Below are 22,417 nucleotides of genomic sequence, written 5' to 3'. Positions count from 1 at the left end.
GGCGTACGGCCTGAATCCGACGCATGACGGACGGACCGGACCCGGCGGCGGCCCGGGGCTCAGCCCAGCATCAGCCGCTCGGTGTCGAAGTCCGCGATGACCTCCAGCCGGCCGCTGAGGGCTGTCACATAGGCGGCGAGCGCACGGACCTCGACGGCTCCGGGCTCGGCCTGCTCCAGCGCCTCCACACGGGCGACGGTCACGCCCATCAGCCCGGCGAGCTGACGCTGCGTCAGGCCCCGTCGGCGGCGTACCGAAGCCAGCCACTGTCCCCGGTTGCGGGCCACCAACAGGGCGGCGCCGCTGTGCCGCTCCTCCTCGGTCCCGGGATACCAGCGGCGGAAAGAGTCCCTGTCTCCTGCGAACTCCGCGTCCTCCGCTCCGGGCTCCCGGCCCCGCCGCTCCCTCCTGGCGAGGCGTTCCCGGGCGAGGGGCAGGGCGTGCTCGTACCACTCCCACCACTGCGCGCGGTCCGCGTCCACCGCGAGCAGGACGACGGCTCCGGCCCCCGACCCGGCCGCCGTGGCCTCGACCGTGCACAGCACCCGCAGGTCCCGGCCGGCCAGCGCGGCCAGCCGCAGTTCGTACAGCTCCGTCGCCGACGGCCGTACGCCCAGCGGCGCCCGCACCTCGTGCTCCAGCCGCTCCGCCCCGTCGGCCATGTCGCGGGCTTCGGTGCGCGCCGTGGCGACCGTGCTGTCCGCGGCGGCGCGGACAGCCTCGCCCGCGCCGGATGTCCCGTCCGGCTCGCTCAGCGCGTCATGGACGTCCTGCTGGGCACGCCCGGCCTGCTGGACCGCTTCCACGCCCGCCCTGCGGGAGAGGAAGAGATCGACCTGGTTCTGCACCCGCCGGCTGATCCCGACGAGGTCGGCCTCCCGCTCGCGGACACCGGCGGACGACTCGCCGAGCAGCGCCTGCCGCTGCCGTACGGTCGTACGCCGCTCCTCCGCTTCCTCGGCGAGGTCGTCGCGGCCCGAACCGGCGGCCTGCGACCCCAGCTCGGCCAGCCGCCTGGCCTGCCGCCCGAGTTCGCTGATCTGCCGGTCCAGCTGCCGCCGCGACACCTTCACGTCGGCCACCGCCCGCCGGATCTTCACCAGCAGCGCGAGCTGGCGCCCGTACCAGTAGTCCAGCGCCTCCCGCGGCTCGCCCGCCCGCAGCGCGGCACCCACCGGAACCACCAGGGGCGGCCCCAGCCGCAGGCCCTCGGCCAGCAGCGCGGTGACCGCCTCACCGGCGAGCCGGGCCGCCCGGGGATCGTCACGGCGCAGGCCGTTCAGCCGGCTCCGTGCCTCGCGTGTCAGTATCAGCCGGTACGTCATGGCGGCCTCACTCCCCGACGGCCCGTGCGAAAGTCCAGGCTTCCACTGTGCCGTTCCCGTCGGCCGCTGTCCCGGCATCGGGCGGACCGGAACCGGGCGGCCCCCGTGGCGGTCAGAACCCGAGGTCGTCGGTGACGGTGGAGGCCGGGACGCTCAGGACGCCGTCGAAGGCGTCGAGCACGGGTGTGTGCAGGTAGCCGCTGTGCATACGGATACGGTCGGGGCCGCTCGCCGCCGCGCCGTGCCCGCGCAGCCCGGCGAGCGCGATGCCGGACCCCAGCCCCGCGTCCGCGATCGCGGCTTCTAGGCTGCCGGGCTCGGGCGCGTCCAGCGGGGTGTCCTCGACCCGGAAGCCGAAGGCGGTGTGCTCGTCGAGGCGCATCTCGGCGGTATGGCCGCCGACGCTGGTCATGGCGAGGGCGAAGTAGTCGTCGCCCAGCGTGTGGTGCAGGTGGTGGCCCATGGGAAGCGATGTGAGACGGCTGTCGAAGAAGACCGGTGTCCGCTGGATGTGGGCGTTGTGCGCGGGCAGCACGACGCGCGTGCCCGGCGGGGTGCGGTCCAGCAGCCAGCGCACCGAGTCGGCCATGAACACCTCGCGCGACGAGGCGTCGGCCACCGCGCCGCGCCCGGCGTACAGCTCCGCCATGGCGCGGAACTGGTGGTCGGTGTGGCAGGCCGCCTCGGCCCGGTGCAGCGCGACGTCGTACTCCCCCCGGCCGCCGCGCTCGACGTACAGCGGCTCCATGGCCCGCAGCCGGGTGCGCAGCCGCGTCAGCAGCGCCGTCAGGTGGTCCTGTTCGGCGGGGTCCAGCCGGGACCAGGCGGGCGCGGCGAGCGCCATGGACGCGCCCGCGAACCGTTCGGCGGTCTTCATGGCGTCCTGGACCAGCGGCAGGCCGTCCGGATCGACCTCGCGAAGGTACTCGGCCACCGGCGCCAGGGCCGGGAGCAGCGAGCCCCCGGCCTCGGGCACGTCGACACCGGCGAACCGTACGGGAAGCGTGGCCGTCCGGTTGTAGCGGCGCAGCCAGTGCAACGGGCCGGAGAGCCCGATCGGAATGGCGGCCCCGGTCTGCCGGTCGAAGTCCTCCTCGGTACCGGCCCCTTGGACCCACGCGTCCAGCGCGACGCCCTCGCTGAACCCGAACTCGAAGGCCAGGGCGGTGAATCCGCACCGCTGGACGAGGAAACGCAGCACACGTTCGCGGGCCAGCCCGAATTCCCGGATGAAATGGGAATTCTCGCCGAGCGCGACGACACGGGCGTCGCCGATCAGCTCCCGCAGCGGTTCCAGGTCGTCCAGCGGGGCGCCGGGATCGAGGGTGCCGAGCACGGCGGCCCGTTCCTTCAGCCGGCCGGTGAACGGGCTCCCACCGACGGGGTCCGGCTCCCGGCTCCCGGTCCGGCTTCGGTCGTGACTTCTCTCGGGCATGCCGGATGCTCACTTTCTCGCGGGTTCTCGCGGGCGGGGGAAAACCGGTGGGGACCGGCGGACGGCATACGGATTCGGCGGCGGGGGAGCGGAGCGCCGGGCCCGGGGGCCGTGCGGCGGCGACGGGCTCAGGGCAGGATCGCGTCCACGTATCCGCCGTCGACGCGCAGCGCGCCGCCCGTGGTCGCCGACGCCTGCGGCGAGCTGAGGTACACGACCATGTTGGCGATCTCCTCGGGCTCGATGAGGCGTTGCAGCAGCGACTGCGGCCGGTGCAGGCGCATGAATTCGCGCTGCGCAGCGTCCCACGGCAGCGCACGGTCGACCAACTGATATACGAAGTCCTCGACGCCGCCGGTGTGCGTCGGCCCGGCGATCACCGAGTTGACGGTGACGCCCGTACCGGCGGCCTCCTTGGCGAAACCCCGCGAGACGGCCAGCAGCGAGGTCTTCGACATGCCGTAATGGATCATCTCGGCGGGCACCACGACCGCGGAGTCACTGGCGATGTTCTGTACGCGCCCCCAGCCGCGCCCCTTCATCCCCGGCAGGTACTGCCGGATCAGCCGGACGGCGCTGAGCACATTGGTCTCGAAGTAGGTGCGCCACTCCGCGTCCGTGATCTCCAGGGCCGGACGCGAGCCGAAGATGCCGAGGTTGTTCACCAGGATGTCGGTGTGCGGCACGGCCGACAGGAGGTCCTGGGCGCCGCTCTCGGTGGCGAGGTCGGCGGTGACGCCGCGGACCTCCGCGCCGGGCACCGCCTCCCGCAGCTGCCCGGCGGCCGTGTCGAGCCGCCCCGCGTCGCGCCCCGTGAGCACGACGCCTGCACCCGCCCGGGCGAGGCCGGTGGCGATGGCGTGGCCGATGCCCTGGGACGAACCGGTCACCACGGCCGTCCGGCCGGAGAGGTCGATGTGCATGTCCGTGCTCCCTTCACCGCGGATGCGCGGTAGCCGCACCGCGGCTGCGCTGTGGGGTACGTGCGCTGCCAGCATCGCGGAGGCGGCACGTCCGGTGTGCGGGGCGCGCGGGACACAGCGTGAGCTGTGAGACGTGTGATGTATCTCCTTCGCCGTGGGCATGGGGGCCTAAGAGGCGGGTAGCCACTGCCGTGAGCCAAGACACAGGTGTGACGAAGTGTGACGGAAGGAGAAAAAGATGTTGTTGGCGCACCCGGTGGTGTTGGGTAACCTCGTCGACCAGTACGAGACACTGCGGGTGCTGCGTGCCCAGGACGGCAGTCCTGAGCTGCGGCGGCGGATGGACGATCTCGCCTACTCGCTGTGTATTTCCACCGGAACGAAGGACGTTGATGCGGCACTGGTCGCGGCCAGGCACCGACTGCCCGGCACGGGCGTGCGGGAGGATTCCCTCCTCGCCGTCTGAGGCGCCGTCCGCCCGGCGTTCCGGCGTCGTTGTAGATCCCGCATCCTCCCTCGCCGCGGGCGAGGGCCGGTGTGGCTGAACCGTTCGAGGACTGACCCCACATGACCGCTGCCCGCCTGCCCGCAGGACCGCCGATCTACGACAGTCTCATCGAGAAGCACGGCGACGTCCTGGCCCAGGTCCGCCAGGTGGCCAAGGAGACCGAACGCGAGGCCAACGAGCTGCTGGACTGGAGCGAGCTGCGCGCCGGCCGGGACTGACGGGCCGTACGCCGCACAGCGGGCCCGCCCGCCCGGAGCGGGCCCGGCTCAGCCGCGGCCGCCGTCCTGCGGCGGTGTGAGCCGGGGCAGCAGATGGCGGGACAGATCGCCCAGCGCCTCCACGGTCGCCAGGCTGGTCTGCACGCGGTGCAGGGACTGGGCGAGACAGATGTTGGCGCCGGCCACCGTGTCGTGCGCGGAGTCCCGGATCTGGCCGATCAGGTTCTCCAGTATGTCCAGCGAGGCGAACAGCTCGGTGAGCGCGGACCGGTTCGCTTCGGTGAGCTTGAGGGCGTACTGGTCGAGGGGCCGGCTCGTGTCGAGGGTGACCGGACGTCCGTTCCAGCACAGCGTCACGGTCGGCTCCTGCGTCCTGGGCGGCATGGGCGGTCCTTGCGCGGGGTGGGGTGCAGGTGCGGTCGTCGTACGGCGCCCGGAGTCGCCGGGCCGCGCTCAGAAGTACAGCACGCCCCCGGTGGCCGTACCGTCTCACTCTGAGACGGTACGGAGCCGACCGGCCCGTGCTGGGCGGCCCTTCGGCCCGGCCGGGACGGTGCCGCGCGCGTCGCGCCGCGATTGGGTGCGGCGGCGGGGATCGCGGTCCGGGCCCCCGGGGCATGTCTGCAACCATGGATTTCCGGGATGCTTCCGAACGGACGGTCATGCGGGCACGCGAGCGGATGCTCAGCGGTGCCCGGGACACCGCCGCGGCGCGCGGAGCACAGAGACGCACCACGGTCGCCGCCGCGCCCGGCGTTCCGCACCCGCAGGCCAGGGACCGCATCCTCTCCTCCTGGGAACGCAGCCGCCGCCACGCCGTTGATGCCGAACGGCTGCACGTCCCGTACCTGGAGCAGCACATCGACTGGGACGGCCGCCTGCTCGCCGCGGCGGCACCCGTCCTCGACCGTGTCGAGGAACTCCTCGCCGACTGCACGGCCGGTGTGGTCCTCGCCGATGCCGCGGCCCGCGTCCTGACCCGCCGGGGCGGCGACCCCGCCGTGGTCCGCCTGATGGACCGGGTGCACCTGGCGCCGGGCTTCAGCTACGCCGAAGAGGCCGTCGGCACCAACGGGATCGGCACCGCGCTGGCCGAACGGCGCCTGTGCACCGTCTTCGGCCCCGAGCACTTCGCCGAACCGCTCCAGCGCGCCGCGTGCGCCGGCATCCCCGTACGCAACCCGCTCACCGGGCGCCAGGAAGGCGTGGTCAACCTGACCTGTCTGCGGCAGGACGCCTCGCCGCTGATGGCCGCGGTGGTACGGCAGGCCGCCGCCGACATCGAGGAGCGGCTGCTCGACCGCTACTCCGGCAGGGAGCGCGCGGCCCTGGACGCCTTCCTCGCCGCCGGCCGCCGCACCAGCGGCCCGGTGGTCCTCGTGACCCCCACCCTGCGTACGGCCAACGCGGACGCGGTCAGCCTCCTGGAGCCGCAGGACCTGCGCCAGTTGGGCGCGCTGGCCGCCGACCTGCTGGCCGCGCCGCCGCACAACCGACGGCAGCGCGTAGAGGCGTCGCTGCGGCTGGCCTCCGGTCCCGACGTACGGGCGCGCTGCACCCTGATCGGCCCGCCGGACCGGCCGATCGGCTGCCTGGCCGGTGTGACGATGCCGGAGGCCCGTACCGCGACCGCCGCGCAGGGACGGACGCCCGCCCCGCCGGCCCCGGCACACCGGTCCTTGGCGGCGCTCCCGGCGCTGCTGCCGGGCCTGGCCGGCGGCTCGCCGTCCTGGCGTTCCGCGAGCCGGGACGTCACCTCCGCCTGCCGGCAGCGGCTGCCCACCCGGGTGGTGGGCGAGGCGGGCGTCGGCAAACTGGCGCTGGTGCGCGCGGCCCACCACTGGGTACGGCCCGGATCCGCGCTGCGCGTCCTGGACCTGGCCACGGGCCGGCGCACCCCGCACGTGCTGGCCCGTACCGAGGAAGCCCTGCGCGACGAGGACGGCACGGTGGTGCTCCAGCACCTGGAACTGGCCGGCCGGGAGCTGATGCACCGGTTGGAGGCGCTGCTCGCCGGGGCCCGCCGCAACCGGGGCGCCGGCCCGTGGGTGGTCGGCCTCTACACCGTTGCCGGACCGGGCCCGGCCCCGCCGTCGGGCCCGGTGCCTCCGGCGCTGGACAGTGCCGTCTTCCCGTGCACGGTGGCGGTGGCGCCGCTGCGCTACCGCCCCGAGGACATCCGCGACCTCGTCCCCGCGCTGCTGGCCCGGCACGGCCGCGGCGGCACCGTGTGCTGCACCCCGGCCGCGCTCCAGGTCCTCACCCGCTTCGACTGGCCCGGCAACGTACGGCACCTGAGCCGGGTGCTCCAGCAGGCGGCGCGCGGGCGCCGCCAGGCAGACCTCCAGCCGCACGACCTCGCACCGGAGTGCCACAGCTCCTGCCGCCGCACCCTCACACCCTGGGAAGCCGCCGAACGCGACGCGATCGTCCGCGCCCTGCACGACACCGCGGGCAACCGCGAGGCGGCGGCCCGGCAGTTGGGCATCTCGCGCGCCACCGTCTACCGCAAGATCCGGCTCTACGGTGTCACGGTGGCGCCGGCGAGGGCCCGGTGAGGAGCGGGCTCGTCAACTTCCATCGGGTGGCGCGCCGTTCACTGCTCCTCCGGCGGACGCCGCCCGGTGGCGATCACACCCGCCGACGCGGCGGCGATGCACCCGATCGCCGTCCACTGCGCCGCCGTCAGCCACTCCCGCAGGATCAGCAGCCCGGCCAGGCCTGCCACGACCGGCTCCAGGCTCTGCAGCACGCCCACCACCCGCACCGGCAGCCGGCGCAGCGCCGTGAGTTCCAGGGAGTAGGGCACCACCGCCGAGAGGGCCGCGACGCCCAGAGCCACGGCGAGCGTCGGGGGCTGGACCAGCCGCGCCCCGCCACTTTCCACCAGGCCGTACGGAACGGTGAGCACGGCCGCCCACGCCACCGCGAGCGCCAGCGGCCCGCCACCGCGCAAGCGGGCGCCCACCCGCCTGCTCAGCAGGAGATAGCTCCCCATGGCCGCCGCGGACGCCAGTGCGAAGGCCAGACCGGCCGCGGGCAGGGAACCGGTGGCCCCCGGCGCGGCGAAGAGCAGGATACCGGCCACCGCCAGCACGCCCCACAGGGCATCGCGCCACCGCCGTACGGACCCGAGCGCGATCGTCAGGGGCCCCAGCAGTTGCAAGGTCACGGCGACCCCCAGCGGCAGGTACGCCATCGCCGGATAGACCAGGTTCATCCCGGCGATCGACGTACCGAAGGCGAGGACCAGCAGCCGGTCCCCGCGGGCGGGCGGCAGGCCGGGCCGCCACCACAGCAGGAGGACCGCGGCGGCGAGGGCCAGCCGCAGCGCCACCACGCCCCACGGGCCGCCGACGGCACCGATCAGCCCCTTGCCGAGGGCCTGGCCGAGCTGCACGCTCACGACGCTGCCCAGGACGAACACCGGCGCGGGCGGGCCCGGCCGCAATGGCCGTGCGGTCGCCGTGCCCGGCCCGGCGCCACCACCCGACTTCGCCGGTACGCGCGGCTCACCCGTCCCGGCACCGCTTCGCTGTAACACCATGCGCTCCAGCCTGCGTCCGGCAACCGTGCGGGTCCATCGCAGATTTCCGTACGGCATCGTGTTGAATCGACGCATGATCGACCTGCGGCTTCTCCAGACGCTGCGCGTGCTGCGCGCCCAGGGAACGGTGACGGCCGCGGCGCGGGCCCTGAACCTGTCGCCGTCCGCGGTCTCCCAACAACTGCGCCAGCTCTCCCGGCAGACGGGCGCGGTCCTCCTGGAACGGGACGGCCGCCGGCTGCGCCTCACCGACGCCGGTCACGTACTGCTCGGCCACGCCGACGCGCTGACCGCGCAGTGGGAGCGGATCCGCGCGGACCTCGGCCGGCACGACACCAGCCCGTACCGCACCCTGCGCGTGGGCGGGTTCGCGACCAGCATCGGGCCCCTGCTGGCCCCCGCCGCACAGGAACTGCTGTGTGCTCCCCGCCCGGTCCGGGCGCTGCTCACCGAGACCGACACGGACCGGTGCTACCGCCAACTCCTGTCCGGGGAGCTCGACATCGCCGTGGTGACCCCGCTGTCCGGCAGCCCGCCGCAGGACGACGCCCGGTTCGACCAGCAGCCGCTGCTCGACGAGGCGCAGGACCTCGCGGTCCCGTCCGGGCACCCCCTCGCCGGGCGCGGCCACGTCGAACTGGCCGACGCCGCGGGGGAGGACTGGATCTCCGCCCACCACGACCAGAACCACCTGGCCCGTGCGCTGTGCACGGCGGCGGGCTTCGCGCCCAGGATGACGCACCACGCCGACGCCTGGCATGCCGTCCTCGACATGGTCGCCCACGGTCTGGGCGTCTGCCTCGTCCCCCGCCTGGTGTCCTGCGCGGCGCACGCGGGGGTGGTGCGGGTGCCCGTGCACGGTGACCCCCGGCCGCTGCGTCGCGTCCTGACCTGCGTACGCCGGGGCAGTCACGCGCAGGAGACCATCGCCCGAGGCCTGGCGGCCCTGCGGGCCCGCGCCGCCCTCGTGCCGACCGGCTGACCCGAACACCTCAATAAAGCCGGCGGAACTGCCCAGTTGGACGTCCCCTTTCGCGGCAGCCGGCTGGATAGCATGACCGGGATGTTGTGCTGAGCGGAGCGGGGGCCGCGCACATGGGAAAGCCCGAATTAGCTGACATCTGGCCGCTGACAGCCATGCAGGCGGGCATGTTCTTCCACGCCGGCTACGATCCGCGGGCCACCGACATCTATCGCAGCCAGACGGCCCTGGATTTCCAGGGCCCGCTCGACCTGGGGCTCCTGCGTTCCGCATTACAGCGGTTGATGCGTCGGCACGCGCCCTTGCGTGCGGGATTCCGTGCGCTGGATTCCGGGGAAACCGTACAGTTCGTGCTGCGCGAGGCCGAGGTTCCCTGGGCGGAAATCGACCTGAGCGCGGCGGACGAATCCGTACTGCGGCAGGTGACGGAGCGGGAATGGCAGCGCCGGTTCGACCTTTCCGAATCCCCGCTGATACGGGTCACGGTGATACGGCTCGCCGGCGACCGCCACCGCGTTCTGCTGGCTCTGCATCACATTCTCTGCGACGGCTGGTCCCTCGCGATTCTCCTCGACGAATGGATGACGCTGTACGCGCACGCGGGCGACGCCTGCCTGCCGCCGGTGACGCCCTACGCCACGTACATGACCTGGCTGGGCGCCCGGGACCGGGACGCCGCCCTCGCGGCCTGGCGGCAGGCGCTCGCGGGCGCTGGGCCCACCCTGGTCGCGGCGGGCAAGGGAACCCGCGCGCCGACGGACCCGGCCGAGGTCCCGGTCGGTCTCACCGCGCCGCTGGCCGACCGGCTGGAACGGCGGGCGCGCCGCCTCGGTGTCACGGCGAGCACCCTGGTCCGCGGCGCGTGGGGCATCCTGCTCGGCAGGCTGACCGGCCGCGACGACGTGGTGTTCGGCACGACCACCGCCGGCCGGCCGCCGGAGGTGCCGGGCATCGAGAGCATGGTCGGGATGTTCATCAACACGCTGCCGGTGCGGGCGCGTTGGGACGACGGTGAACCGCTGGCGGACTTCCTGCGCCGGCTCGCCGCCGAGCAGGCCGCGCTGCTGCCGCACGAGCACGTCGGCCTGTGGGAGCTGCACCACCTCACCGGCGCCCGGGAACTGTTCGACACGCTGGTGGTCTACCAGAACCTCCCGCAGGAGCTGCCGTCCGGTGACCTCGCTCACGGGGTCCGGCTCGACGGGGTCACCGGACGGTCCGCGGCCCACTACCCCCTCGTCCTGAACGCGCTGCCCGGCGACTTCCGGCTCACCTACCGGCCGGACCTCTTCGGCCGGGACGCGGCCGAGGCGGTGGCGGCCCGCCTGGTGCGGGTGCTGGAACAGGTCGCGGGCGACCCCTCGGCGCGGCCCGCGCAGATCGACGCCCTGCTGGACGGCGAGCGCGAGCGGCTGACGACAGGCGTGAACGTGGGTCCGCCCGGTGTGGCGGGGGAGACGGTGACCGGTGCCTTCGCGCGAGTGGTGGAGCGGTGCCGGGGCCGGGCGGCCGTCGTCGGTGGGGGCGTGCGGGTGACGTACGGGGAGCTGGACCGGCGGGCGGATGCCGTCGCCCGGTTCCTGCGCGCCCGCGGGGTGGGGGAGGGGGACCGGGTGACGGTGCAGCTGCCCCGGTCCCCGGATCTGGTGGCGGTGCTGCTCGGCATCGTCAAGGCCGGTGCGGCGTACGTTCCGGTCGACCCGGGCGGCCCGGCGGGGCGGAACGGCCTGATGACCGGCAATGCGGCGGCGGCCTTCGAGGTGAGCGAGGCCGTCATGGCAGACGTCCTCGCGGGTACGGGCGGTGCGGGTTCCGTACCGGTACGGGTGACGGCGGACTCGGCGTTCTCCGTGCTCCACACCTCCGGGTCCACCGGCGAGCCGAAGGGCGTGACGCTGACGCACGGCGGCGTCGCGGCGCTGGCGGCGGACCCCTGCTGGGGCGACTGCGCCACCGGCCGCATGCTCTTCCACGCCCCGCACACCTTCGACGCCTCCCTCCTGGAGCTCTGGGTGCCGCTGCTGAACGGCGGCTGCGTCGTCGTGGCCCCCGCCGGGGTCGCCGACTCCGACCTGCTGACGGGCCTGGTCGCCGACGCGGGCCTGACAACCGTCCACCTGACGGCCGGTCTGTTCCGGGTGCTGGCCCAGGAGACCCCGGAGTGCCTGGCCGGGCTGCGGCACGTCCTGACCGGCGGCGACGTGGTGCCCGCCGACGCCGTGGCCCAAGTCGCCCGCACCTGCCCGGACCTGGAGATCCGCCACCTGTACGGGCCCACCGAGACCACCCTGTGCGCGACCGTCCACCGGCTCCGGCCGGGCGCCCCCGTGCCGGACCCCCTGCCGCTGGGCGGCCCGCGCTCCGGCGTCCGCCTGTACGTCCTGGACGGCGGGCTGCGGCCCGCACCGGCCGGTGTCCCGGGCGAGCTGTACACCGCCGGGACCGGTGTCGGGCGCGGCTATCTGCACCGGCCCGCGCTCACCGCCGAACGGTTCGTCGCCTGCCCCTACGGCGGGCGCATGTACCGTACCGGCGACCTCGTGCGCTGGAACGCCGACGGGCACCTGGAATTCCTCGGCCGCACCGACGACCAGGTCAAGATCCGCGGCTACCGCGTCGAGCCGGAGGAGACGGCCGCCGTCCTGGCGCGCTGCCCGGAGGCCGCCCAGGCGGCGGTCGCCGTACGGGAGGACACCCCCGGGCACAAGCGGCTGGTCGCGTACGTCGTACCCGCGCGCCCCGGCACCCCGGTCGCCGACGCCGTCCGGCGGTTCGCGGCCGCACACCTGCCGGAGTACCTGCGGCCCGCCGCGACCGTCGTCCTGGAACGGCTCCCGCTGACCCCGAACGGCAAGGTCGACCGGGCCGCCCTGCCCGCACCGGACCCGGCCCCCGCGCCCGCCGGTGACGTCCGGGCGGGCACGCCGCGGGAGGACATTTTGTGCTCCCTGTTCGCCCAGGTGCTGAAGGCGCCCCGGGTCCGCCCGGACGACAGCTTCGTCCGGCTCGGCGGCGACTCCCTGCTGGCCACCCGGCTCGCGAGCCGCATCCGTACCGTCCTGGGCGTCGAAGTCTCCAACCGCATGCTGTTCGAGCACCCGACGCCGGCCCGGCTCGCCCGGCGCCTGGACCGGCTCGGCGCCGCGCGTCCGGCGGTGGTCCGCGCCGCGCGGCCCACGCCGCTGCCCATGTCCTCCGCGCAGCAGCGGATGTGGTTCCTGGACCGGCTGGAGGGACCGGACAGCGTCAACAACATCACGCTGTGCCTGCGGCTGCGCGGCGCACTGGACCGGGCGGCGCTGGAGTCCGCCTGGCGGGACACGGCCGTACGGCACGAGGCGCTGCGCACGGTCTACGGGGAGGCGGACGGCGTCCCGTACCAGGAGGTCCTGGCGGAGACGGCCGTGCTGATACCGACTGTGGACGTGTCCGAGGAGCGGCTGCAGGACGCACTCACCGCCGCAGCGGGCGAAGGCTTCGACCTGACGGCCGCCCCGCCGTGGCACGTCACCCTGTTCGCGACCGGGCCCGCCGAACACGTGCTGCTCGTCGTACTGCACCACATCTGCGCCGACGGCTGGTCGCTCGGCATCCTCGCCCGGGACCTGTCGGCCGCGTACACGGCGCGCGTCGAAGGCCACGCGCCGGACCGGCCGCCGCTGCCCGTGCAGTACGCGGACTTCACGCTGTGGCAGCGCGCGCTGCTGGCGGACGAGGAGGACCCGGCGAGCCTGTTCGGCAGCCAGCTCGCGTACTGGACCGGGGCCCTCGCGGACCTGCCGCACGAGCTGGACCTGCCCGCCGACCGGCCGCGCCCGGCCACCGCGAGCCACCGCGGCCGGACCCTGGCCGTCCGCACACCGGCCCGCACCCACCGGCGCCTGCTGGAGGTCGCGCGGGAGTGCGGCGCCACCCTGTCGATGGTGACGCAGGCCGCGTCGGCGGTGCTCTTCTCCCGGCTGGGCGCGGGCGAGGACATCCCGTTCGGCGCGCCGGTCGCGGGCCGGGTCGACGAGGCCCTGGACGACCTGGTGGGCTGCTTCCTGAACACGCTGGTGCTGCGCACGGACGTACGCGGCAACCCCACGTTCGCCGAACTGACCGGCCGGGTCCGCGAGGCCGATCTGGCCGCCTACAGCCACCAGGACCTGCCGTTCGACCGCCTGGTGGAGGTGCTGAACCCCGACCGGTCGCTGTCCCGGCAGTCGCTGTTCCAGCTCGGCTTCGCCTTCCAGAACACCCCGGACGCCCCGCTCTCCTTCGCCGGACTGACCGCGGCGCCCGAGCCGTGCGCGACCTCCTCGACCCGGTTCGACCTCTCGCTCCTGCTGCGCGAACAGCACGACGCGGACGGCGCTCCGGCGGGCCTGGTCTGCCACCTGGAGTACGCCACGGACCTGTTCGACGAGGACACCGTACGGACGATGGCGGAACGCCTGGTCCGCCTGCTGGGGCAGGCCGCGGACGACCCGTACGGACGGATCGGCGATCTCGACGTACTGGACGAGGCCGAACGCCATCAGCTGGTGGCGGGCTGGAACGACACCGGGCGCCCGCTGCCCGACGGCACCATCGTGGACCTCTTCCGGGCGCAGGCGGCCCGCACCCCGGACGCGGTGGCGCTGCGCTGCGGCTCCGATGCCGTCTCGTACGCCGAACTGGGCGCGCGGACCGACCGGTTGGCGCGGTACCTGGCCGGGAAGGGAGTCGGCCCCGAGACACGGGTCGGGCTGTGCCTGCCGCGCGGGGTGGACATGATCGCGGCGGTGCTGGCCGTGTGGAAGGCGGGCGGCGCGTACGTGCCGCTGGACCCGGAGTATCCGGCGGCCCGGCTCGCGTACATGGTGGCCGACAGCGGCGCGGCCCTCGTCCTGAGCACGGCCGGCACGTCGGCCGGTGTGCCACCCGGACCGGCGGTGGTGGAGCTGGACGCGACGGCGGAGGTCATCGACGGGGAGTCCGCTGGACCACTGCAACTGCCCGCGCATGCAGACCAGTTGGCGTACGTGATCTACACGTCCGGCTCCACGGGACGCCCCAAAGGCGTGGCCGTCCCGCACCGCGGTGTGGTCAACCTCGCGATGGCGCTGCGGCCGGTGCTGGGCGCGGGCGAGGGCGTGGTGGGGCTGCAGTTCGCGTCGTTCGGTTTCGACGCGGCGGTGATGGACGTGGCGGTCACGCTGGCCGCCGGCGGCACCCTGGTGATCGCCACCGGTCCGGAGCGCGCCGACCCCGAGGCGCTGGCCCGCCTGGTCGGCTCGTACGGCGTCAGCACGGCCTGCATGGTGCCGTCCCTGCTCGGGATGCTCGACCCGGCGGCCCTGCCCGGGATACGGGACCTGGTCGTGGGCGCCGAGCGGCTGACCGCGGACCTGGCGAGCCGGTGGGCGGGGCGTACTCGGGTGTGGAACACCTACGGCCCCACCGAGGCCACCGTGATCAGCACCGCCACCCGGGTGGTCCCGGACACCGGTCCCCGGGACCGGCCGCCGCCGATCGGCCGCCCGGTCGACAACGTCCGCGCGTACGTGCTCGACGGCGCCCTGCGCCCGGTCCCCGCCGGGGTGACCGGCGAGCTGTACACCACCGGGCCCGGCCTGGCGCGGGGTTACGTCAACCGGCCCGCCGCGACCGCGGAACGCTTCGTGGCCTGCCCGTACGGCGGCCGCATGTACCGCACCGGCGACCTGGTGCGGTGGGGCGCCGGCGGCGGGCTGGAGTTCCTGGGCCGGACCGACGACCAGGTCAAGATCCGCGGATTCCGGGTCGAGCCGGGGGAGATCGAGGCGGTGCTCACCGCGCACCCGGCGGTCGCCCAGGCCGTGGTGACCACCCGCCCGGACCGCACCGGCGACCGGCAGCTGATCGGCTACATCGTCCCCGAGGACCGCGCCGACGGCGGGCCGTCGCCGGACGCTGACCCGCAGCTGCTGCGCGACCACGTGGCCCGGTTCCTGCCCGGACACCTCGTCCCGGCGGCGATCGTGCCCCTCGAAGCACTCCCGCTGACTCCGAACGGCAAGGCCGACCGGGCGGCGCTGCCCGCCCCGGACCGCGTCCGCCCGCAGGCCGACCGCGGCCCCCGCACCGCCACCGAACACGCTGTCCACCGCATCTGGTGCCAGGTGCTGGGCCGCCTGGAGTTCGGCATGCGGGAGAAGTTCTTCGACGCGGGCGGCACCTCGCTGAAGCTGATGGCCGTACGCAGCGAACTCGCCCGGTTCAGCGGCCAGGACCTGCCGGTCGCGCTGTTCTTCGAGCACTCGACCATCGAGGCGATGGCCGAGACCGTCGACCGCCGCAGGCTGGTCCCGGTCGACGACGACCACACGCACGAGCTGTAGCCCGGACCGGCCGCCCCCCACCGCACCGGCAATCGGAGGACACACATGAGGACGGGCGACGTCGCGATCATCGGGGCTGCCGGGATCTTTCCCGACGCGGCGGACCTGGAGACCTTCCACGACAACCTGCGCGCGGGCCGCGACAGCGTCGGCGGGCCGGGACACGCCCGGCTGCACACCGGCGACGACCCCGGCGAACGCTACCTCGCCATGGGATACCTGGACCGCATCGACCTGTTCGACCACGAGCTGTTCGGCATCCCGCGGCGCGAGGCCGAGCTGATGGACCCGCACCAGCGGCTCCTGCTCCAGCTCACCCACCAGGCCATCGAATCCGCCGGGTACGCCCCGTCCGCGCTGCGCGGCTCCGCCGCCTCGGTGCTCCTCGCCGCCGTGGAAACCGGCCCCGGCCGGGTGGCGGAGGCCGACCGGGACGTGGTCCAGCTGCTCGGCACGTCCACGGCCGCCCTCGCCGCCCGCCTCAGCTACCTCTTCGACCTCCAGGGGCCCGCCCTGGTGGTGGACACCGCGTGCAGCAGCGGGCTGACCGCGGTGCACCTCGCGGTCCGGCAACTGCGCAACGGGGAAGCGCCGTTGGCGATCGTCGGTGGCATCAACCTGCTGCCCCCGCCGGTCCGGAAGGCCGACTGGACGCCGCTGCCGGGCCTGGAGTCGAGCGACGAGCGATGCCGTCCGTTCGACGCCGACGCCAACGGCATGACCGCGGGGGAGGGCGGCGGCATCGTCGTACTGAAGCTGCTGTCCCAGGCGCTCGCCGACGGCGACAACGTGCTGGCCGTCCTCAAGGGCGTCGCCGTCAACCACAACGGCTACCGCGCAGCCACCATGGCCGCGCCGAGCCAGGCGGCCCAGGCCGCCGTGCTGACCGAGGCGTGGCGGGACGGGGACGTCGGGGCGGAGACCATCGGCTACGTCGAATGCCACGGCTCGGGCACCCCGCTCGGCGACGTGGTCGAGGTGGACGCGCTGCGCCGGGCGTTCACCGCCGCGGGCGTGACCGCCCGGCAGTGCGCGATCGGCTCGGTCAAGGCCAACATCGGGCACCTCGGCAACGTGGCGGGCATCGCCGGACTGTTCAAGGTCATCGCGGCGCTGCGGCACGGCATCCACTACCCGGCCGTCAACTTCACCGCGCCCAACCCGCTGATCGACTTCACCGGCCCGGTGTACGTGAACGACGCGGTCCGCGCCTGGCCGGACGCGCCGTCCGTACGCCGCGCCGGGCTGAGCAGCTGGGGCATGACCGGCACCAACGTGCACGCCGTACTGGAACAGGCACCCGCCGCCGACTCCGGCCCGGCGGCCCCGCCGGACGCCGAACTGGTCACGGTCTCGGCCCGCTCGGCCACCGCCCTGGACCGCTACCGCACCCGCCTGGCCACCTTCGCCGAGCGCACCGACCAGCCCCTGCGCGCCGTCGCGCACGCGCTGAACCGGGGCCGGGACGACCACCCGTACCGGCTGGCGGTGACCGCTGCGACCACCGGCGAACTGGCCGTACGGCTGCGCGCGGCCACCGTCCCCGAGACGCCCGCGCCCGACGCCCCGCGGCCGGTCCTGCTGTTCTCCGGGGACGCCCTCCTGGACGACGCGGCCTGGGCGCGGCTGTGCGCGGACTTCCCCGTACCCGTCAGCTGCGCGGAACTCGACGCCGCGACCCCCGACCCGGCGGGCCGCACCGTCGTCCGGCAGTACGCCCTCTACCGCGTGGCCGAGTCGCTGGGACTCACCGGCATCGGGTTGATCGGTTCCGGAACGGGCAACCTGGCCGTCCGCGCCGTACGGGGCAAGCTCACGCTCGCCGAAGCGGTCGCCGAGGCCGCCGGGCAGCGGCCGGACCCGGCACCCGACCGGGCGCGGCTGGAGCCGGTGGCGGCGGGGCTGGCCCGCGACGGAGCCCTGCTCGTGGCGCTCGCCGGCGGGGGCGCCCTCGTCCGCGAGACCGGTGCCCTCGCCCCGGACCTGTCCGTCGTGGACCTCGCCGGGGACGGGTCCCGCGCCGGGGTACTGGCCCGCCTCGGCTGCCTCTACACCCTCGGCGCCGCCGTCGACTGGGAGCGCCACTACCGCGACACCGGCATCCGGCGCATCGAGGCACCGACGTACCCCTTCGAACCGACCCGCTGCCCGTTCGGCCGCCCCCGCACCGAGCCGCCCGCCGCCTCCCGCCCCGCCGGAACCGCCCCCGCGGCGCCGCCCGGCTCCGCGGAGACCGAACGGCGCGTCGCCGCGGTGTGGGCGGACCTGCTCGACCGGCCCGACGCCGGGCCCGACTCGGACTACTTCATGCTCGGCGGCACCTCCCTCGTCGGCGTCGGACTGCTGCGCCGCCTCCAGCAGGACTTCGGCGTACCGGTGACCTTCGCCGACCTGTACGCCCACCCCACGGTCCGCGCCCTCGCCGGGCGGCTGCACCAACTCACCACCGAGGCGCACCGGGCCGGGGAGCCCGCCGCCGTGCCGGACGACCGGCCGATCCCCCGGATCGGACGCGACGGCCCGCTGCCGCTGTCCTTCGGCCAGGAACCCCTGTGGTACCTCGACCAGGTCAACCCGGGCAGCCCGCTCTACAACGTCCCCGCGCCCCTGCACCTGACGGGACCGCTGGACACGGCCGCCCTCCAGGACGCGCTGGCCGACATGGCCGCCCGGCACGAGGTGCTGCGCAGCGCCTTCCTGACCGACGACGACAGCGCGCCGTACGTGGCGTTCACCGCGCCCGAACCGCTACTGGCCGTCCTGGACGTGAGCCGGATGCCCGAGGAGCGGCGCGGCCCACGGGTCCGCGCCCTCATCCGGGACGCGGTCGCGCAGCCCTTCGACCTCACCCGTGACACCCTGCTGCGGGTGCTGCTGATCAAGCGGGCCGCGGAGGACCACGTCCTCGTCCTGACCTTCCACCACACCGTCTTCGACGGCGGCTCCACCGCGCTGTTCACCCGCGACCTCGCCGAGTTCTACCGGGCCCGCAGCACCGGAACCCCGGCCAGGCTGCCCGGACTGCCCGTCCAGTACCAGGACTACGCCGCCTGGCAGCGCTCCCTGCCGGACGGACCGCGCTGGCGGCGCAGCCTGGACTTCTGGCGCGCGCAGCTCGCCGGTCTCGACCGCCCCGAACTGCCGCTGGACCGCCCGCGCCCGGACATCCAGTCGTACGACGGCGAAGTGCTCCCCTTCCTCATCGACGCCGAAAGCGCCGAGCGGGTACGGGACTACAGCCGCCGGCACGGTGTCACCACCTTCGTCACCATGCTCGCCGTGCTCGACGCGCTGGTGCACCTGTGGTCCGGCCACCGCGACATCATCATCGGCGTCGCCACCTCCGGGCGCGTCCACCCCGATGTCCAGGACGTCCTCGGCTACTTCAACAACCTCCCGCCGTTCCGCACCGACACCACCGCCGACCTGACCTTCGACGAGCTGGTCCGGCGGTGCGCGGGCACCGTCGCGGGCGTCCTGGACCACGAGGAGATCCCGGTCAGCCGGATCGTCTCGGCGGGCGGCGCCCGGCGCGACCTCGCCCGGCACCCGCTGTACGACGTGACGTACACCTACCAGAACGTGCCGCAGTACGAAGGCGGCCTGGCCGGCGTGGAGATCACCCGGTACGCGGACACCGACGTCGGCGGTGTGGTGCCGGGCACCGCGAAGTTCGACCTGTCCTTCGGCATCGTGGACGCCGGGGCGGGGCCGATGACCGGCGAACTCAACTACGCGACGGCCCTGTTCGACCGGGCCACCGCGGACCGCCTCGTGCGGTGGTTCCCCGGGCTGGTCGCGGCGGCGGTGGCGGAGCCGGGGAGGGCGCTGGGGGAGTTGGGGGAGCTGCGGGCGGAGGCGCGCGTGGTGCGCCCGGCGCCGGAGCGCGAGCCCGCTCCCGTACCGTCGTCCGCCCCCGTACGGCCCTCCGTCCCGGAGCCGTCCCGCGCCGCCGAGCCGCCGGGCGACGCCGAGTCGGTCCTGCGGAAGCTGTTCGGCGACCTGGTGGGGGTGGCCACGGTCCGGCCCGACGACGACTTCTTCGTCATCGGCGGTGACTCGGTCATGTCCATCCAGCTCGTGGCCCGCGCCCGCCGCGCCGGAGTGCTGATCTCGCAGCGCGATGTCTTCGAACACCGTACGGCCGCGGCGATGGCGGCGGTCGCCGCGGACGGGGCCGCGCCCCGGCAGGCCGAGGCGGACGAACGGGCGGACCAGCGCATCCCGCTCACGCCGGTGATGCGGGAATTCGCCGAACGGGCCGGGATGCCGGGGCTGTTCGCGCAGACCGTGACCGTGGCCGTTCCCGCCGGAACGGACCCCGCCGTACTGGCCGCCGCATTCCGCGCGGTGCGGGACCATCACGCGATGCTCCGGGCCCGGCTGGTGGGGGAGGAGGGCACGGACCCGGCCACGTGGACACTGGCGGTGCCGGGGGCCACAGCGGACGGCGCGGACGGCGCGGCTGGTACGGATGTCCGGGTACGCCGGGTGGACGCGGCGGGGCTCGGCCCGCAGGAGCTGTCCGGTCTCCTGGAACGGGAGGGCCGGGCCGCGGCCGGGCGGCTCGACCCCCGCGCCGGCGTCACGGCGCAGCTCGTCCTGCTGGACCGGGGTACGGCAGAGGAAGGCCGTCTGCTGCTCGCCGTCCACCACCTCGTGGTCGACGTGCTGTCCTGGAAGGCTGTGCTGTACGACCTGGAGGCGGCGTACGAAGCGCTGGCCGCCGGTGAACCCGTAACCCTCCTGCCCGTACCGACATCCTTCGGGCAGTGGGCGCGGACCCTGGCGTCGCTGGCGGGAAGCGCGCAGTGGCAGGCCGAACTGCCCGTGTGGGAGCGCACGTTGGCCCCCGGCGAGCCGCTGCTCGGCGGGCGGCCCCTCGACCCCGGCCGCGATACCCCGGCGCACGCGGGACACGTCTCCGTACCCCTGCCGGCCCCGGTGACCGCCGGGCTGCTGACGACCGTCCCGGCGGCGTTCTACTCCGGGACCGGTGACCTGCTGCTCGCCACGCTGGCCGCCGCGGTGGCCGAATGGCGCGCGGCGCGCGGGGGCGGCACCGGGCCGGTGCTGGTCGACGTGGAGGGCCACGGGCGGGAACCGCTCACCGACGACATGGACCTGACGCGTACGGTCGGCTGGTTCACCTGCGCGTACCCCGTACGGCTGGACCCCGGCGCGGTCGATCCGGCCGAGGTACGGGCCGGTGGGTCCGCCGCGGGACAGCTGGTCAAAGTGATCAAGGAACAACTCGGCGTGGTGCCCGGCAACGGCCTGGGGTACGGAGCCCTGCGCCACCTCGACGCCGGGGCCGGGCGCGCACTGGCCGGGCTGTCCGGCGCGTCGATCGGCTTCAACTACCTGGGCGGGCTCCTCGGCGGCGGAACCGGTGAAACCGGCGGAACCGATGGAACCGGTGAAACCGGTGAAACCGGCGCCTGGCGGCTGCTCGGACTGGGCGGCGAGGTCGCGGAGCACACCGTCCTCGGCCACGCCCTGGAAGCGGGCGGCACCGTCGTCCACGGACCGGACGGGCCCGAGCTGCACCTCTCCCTGTGGTGCTCGCGCAACCTCATCGGCGAGAGCGCGGCCCGCGAACTGTGCGAAGCCTGGGCGGCGCTGCTGACCGGGCTGGCGGCGTACGCGGACCGGCCCGGCGCGGGCGGGCACGTACCGTCCGACTTCCCGCTCGTCGCGCTGAGCCAGCGGCAGATCGAGCAGCTGGAAGCGGGAATCGGGGGACGGGAAGCGGGGACCGGGGAATGAGCGTCGCGCTGCGCACCACGGCCACCCACCTGCCGGGCCGGACCGCCGTGGCGGGTCTGCCGGAGCTGGCCGAACTGGACGCCGCGGAACGGGCGGCCTGCCTGGCCCTCGGCATCGACCGGGTGGCCGTCGGCCCGGACCTGTCCGCGGCGGACCTGGCGGCCCGCGCCGGGCGGCAGGCGCTCGCCACGGCGGGCCTGGACCCGGACCGGCTGGACGGCCTGATCCTGATCGAGTCCCGGGCCCCGGAGGCGTTCTCCACCTCCGAGGCGACCCGGCTGCAGAGGCTGCTCGGTGCCGACCGGGCGTGGGCGTTCTCGGTCGGCGGCCTGGGCTGCGCCTCGGTGGTGCCTGCCCTGCTCGCCGCGGCCGGACGGCTCGCCACCGATCCGTCCGCGGCGCACCTCCTGGTCGTCCACGGCAGCAAACCGGTCACCGCGCGCCGCTACCGGCACCCGGTGACCGTCAACGGCGACAGCGGTCAGGCCCTCCTGGTCTCCCGGGACGGGCCGCTGCGCGTCCGCGACATCCTGCTGGAGACCAGCGGCACGTACTGGGACCTGTTCCACGTCGACTACCGGGGCCGGGCACCGGACCAGTGGCGCGAGGAGTGCACCGACGTCCCCACCTACGCCTTCCGGCTCGCGGTGGAGTCCAGGAAGCGGATCGCGGCGCTGACCGGCCGGCTGCTGGAGCGCAACGGCCTGGACCGGGACGCGGTCTCCTGCTACATCGGGCAGAACCTGTCCACCGCCGCACACCGGATCGTCGCCGAGTCACTGGACGCCGAACTCTCCGGCGCGTGCGCCGACAACCTGCGGGACAACGGCCACCTCGGCCCCAACGACGCCCTGTTCAACCTGTCCACCGCAGTGGACCGCGGGGAGCTGCCCGAAGGAGGGCTGGCCGTCGTCCTCAACATGAGTCCGGCGGCGGCGTGGAGCGCGATGCTCGTCGAGCACGGCGCGGGGGAGGGGGCGGCGGTCTGCCTCTGAACGGTGGCTAAGCGGCTTTCCGGAAGTTCTGTCGGTGACCGGCCGGGAACCCGGGACTGGTCCAGGAGGCCGCGGTGGTCAGGAGTCGGCCGGGTGCGCGAGGGTGACAGGCCCGGCAGCGACAGCGGCACCATCATCGCTCGCACCGCCGATCGCCATCGTCCCCGCAGCAGGCCGCGTAACCGTTCGCACCCGGTGAACGGACGCATCGGCGAACACCGTGGGCGGGCGCACACTGACCACAACCTCGCCGGGCGGGCGGACGACGCTGACACCTCGATCGAACGCCCGGCGAGGGCCATGCCAACACCCCTGCCTTCACCCGGCCCGGCTCCGATAGCGCGCAGAACGTCTGCATACGCGCTTAGCCG

Annotated in this window: 12 protein-coding genes; 7 read left to right on the top strand and 5 right to left on the bottom strand. The window is 74.5% G+C overall.

Annotated features, from left to right (window positions below; all coding sequences use genetic code 11):
• Nucleotides 1-59 precede the first annotated feature (59 nt).
• The 3 genes from IH45_RS1000000149850 to IH45_RS0112340 all read right to left on the bottom strand — a co-directional run bounded on the left by IH45_RS1000000149850 (nucleotide 60) and on the right by IH45_RS0112340 (nucleotide 3,683).
• Nucleotides 60-1,325, bottom strand: coding sequence for an XRE family transcriptional regulator (locus tag IH45_RS1000000149850; protein ID WP_234440517.1), 1,266 nt, complete (start codon nucleotides 1,323-1,325; stop codon nucleotides 60-62).
• A 112-nt stretch (nucleotides 1,326-1,437) separates the two neighbouring features.
• Nucleotides 1,438-2,760 carry an erythromycin esterase family protein gene (locus IH45_RS0112345; protein ID WP_078897488.1) on the bottom strand — a complete coding sequence of 441 codons (1,323 nt, stop codon included), beginning with the start codon at nucleotides 2,758-2,760 and terminating at the stop codon, nucleotides 1,438-1,440.
• A gap of 128 nt (nucleotides 2,761-2,888) precedes the next feature.
• A complete protein-coding gene (locus tag IH45_RS0112340) occupies nucleotides 2,889-3,683 on the bottom strand; it encodes an SDR family NAD(P)-dependent oxidoreductase (RefSeq protein WP_030666005.1) in 795 nt (264 codons plus the stop codon).
• Between the two features lie 238 nt (nucleotides 3,684-3,921).
• Here IH45_RS0112340 and IH45_RS0112335 point away from each other — a divergent pair, with 238 nt between their 5' ends.
• Both IH45_RS0112335 and IH45_RS1000000149270 read left to right on the top strand, forming a co-directional pair.
• Nucleotides 3,922-4,149 carry a DUF5133 domain-containing protein gene (locus tag IH45_RS0112335; RefSeq protein WP_003981461.1) on the top strand — a complete coding sequence of 76 codons (228 nt, stop codon included), beginning with the start codon at nucleotides 3,922-3,924 and terminating at the stop codon, nucleotides 4,147-4,149.
• Between the two features lie 101 nt (nucleotides 4,150-4,250).
• Nucleotides 4,251-4,409: a hypothetical protein gene (locus tag IH45_RS1000000149270; RefSeq protein WP_199810658.1), complete on the top strand. Its 159-nt coding sequence runs from the start codon at nucleotides 4,251-4,253 to the stop codon at nucleotides 4,407-4,409.
• A gap of 48 nt (nucleotides 4,410-4,457) precedes the next feature.
• On the opposite strand, the gene IH45_RS0112325 is transcribed toward IH45_RS1000000149270, so the two are convergent.
• Nucleotides 4,458-4,793 carry a hypothetical protein gene (locus IH45_RS0112325; protein WP_030666002.1) on the bottom strand — a complete coding sequence of 112 codons (336 nt, stop codon included), beginning with the start codon at nucleotides 4,791-4,793 and terminating at the stop codon, nucleotides 4,458-4,460.
• Nucleotides 4,794-5,071: 278 nt separating this feature from the next.
• Here IH45_RS0112325 and IH45_RS0112320 point away from each other — a divergent pair, with 278 nt between their 5' ends.
• A complete protein-coding gene (locus IH45_RS0112320) occupies nucleotides 5,072-6,967 on the top strand; it encodes a sigma-54-dependent Fis family transcriptional regulator (RefSeq protein ID WP_158813057.1) in 1,896 nt (631 codons plus the stop codon).
• Nucleotides 6,968-7,005: 38 nt separating this feature from the next.
• Here the strand turns inward: IH45_RS0112320 and IH45_RS0112315 are convergent, their stop codons facing one another.
• Entirely contained in the window at nucleotides 7,006-7,956 is a 951-nt protein-coding gene (locus tag IH45_RS0112315) for an EamA family transporter (protein WP_078897487.1), read from the bottom strand.
• Between the two features lie 73 nt (nucleotides 7,957-8,029).
• On the opposite strand from IH45_RS0112315, the gene IH45_RS0112310 reads away from it, so the two are divergent.
• From IH45_RS0112310 to IH45_RS0112295, 4 genes are all read left to right on the top strand, one after another.
• Entirely contained in the window at nucleotides 8,030-8,938 is a 909-nt protein-coding gene (locus IH45_RS0112310) for a LysR family transcriptional regulator (RefSeq protein WP_030665992.1), read from the top strand.
• A 113-nt stretch (nucleotides 8,939-9,051) separates the two neighbouring features.
• On the top strand, nucleotides 9,052-15,282 hold the full coding sequence (locus tag IH45_RS0112305; RefSeq protein WP_078897486.1) for a non-ribosomal peptide synthetase: 6,231 nt from the start codon (nucleotides 9,052-9,054) through the stop codon (nucleotides 15,280-15,282).
• Between the two features lie 45 nt (nucleotides 15,283-15,327).
• The gene (locus tag IH45_RS0112300) at nucleotides 15,328-21,051 is read left to right on the top strand and encodes a condensation domain-containing protein (RefSeq protein ID WP_050514773.1); all 5,724 of its coding nucleotides are present in this window, start codon (nucleotides 15,328-15,330) and stop codon (nucleotides 21,049-21,051) included.
• Nucleotides 21,048-22,046 carry a 3-oxoacyl-ACP synthase gene (locus IH45_RS0112295; protein ID WP_030665985.1) on the top strand — a complete coding sequence of 333 codons (999 nt, stop codon included), beginning with the start codon at nucleotides 21,048-21,050 and terminating at the stop codon, nucleotides 22,044-22,046. The genes IH45_RS0112300 and IH45_RS0112295 overlap by 4 nt, the downstream gene beginning before the upstream one ends.
• Nucleotides 22,047-22,417: the final 371 nt, after the last annotated feature.

It is taken from the genome of Streptomyces rimosus subsp. rimosus (assembly GCF_000720725.1).
Lineage (GTDB): Bacteria > Actinomycetota > Actinomycetes > Streptomycetales > Streptomycetaceae > Streptomyces > Streptomyces rimosus_A.
Note: the sequence above shows the minus strand (reverse complement) of the source record. Positions and strands in the feature narration are given on the sequence as shown.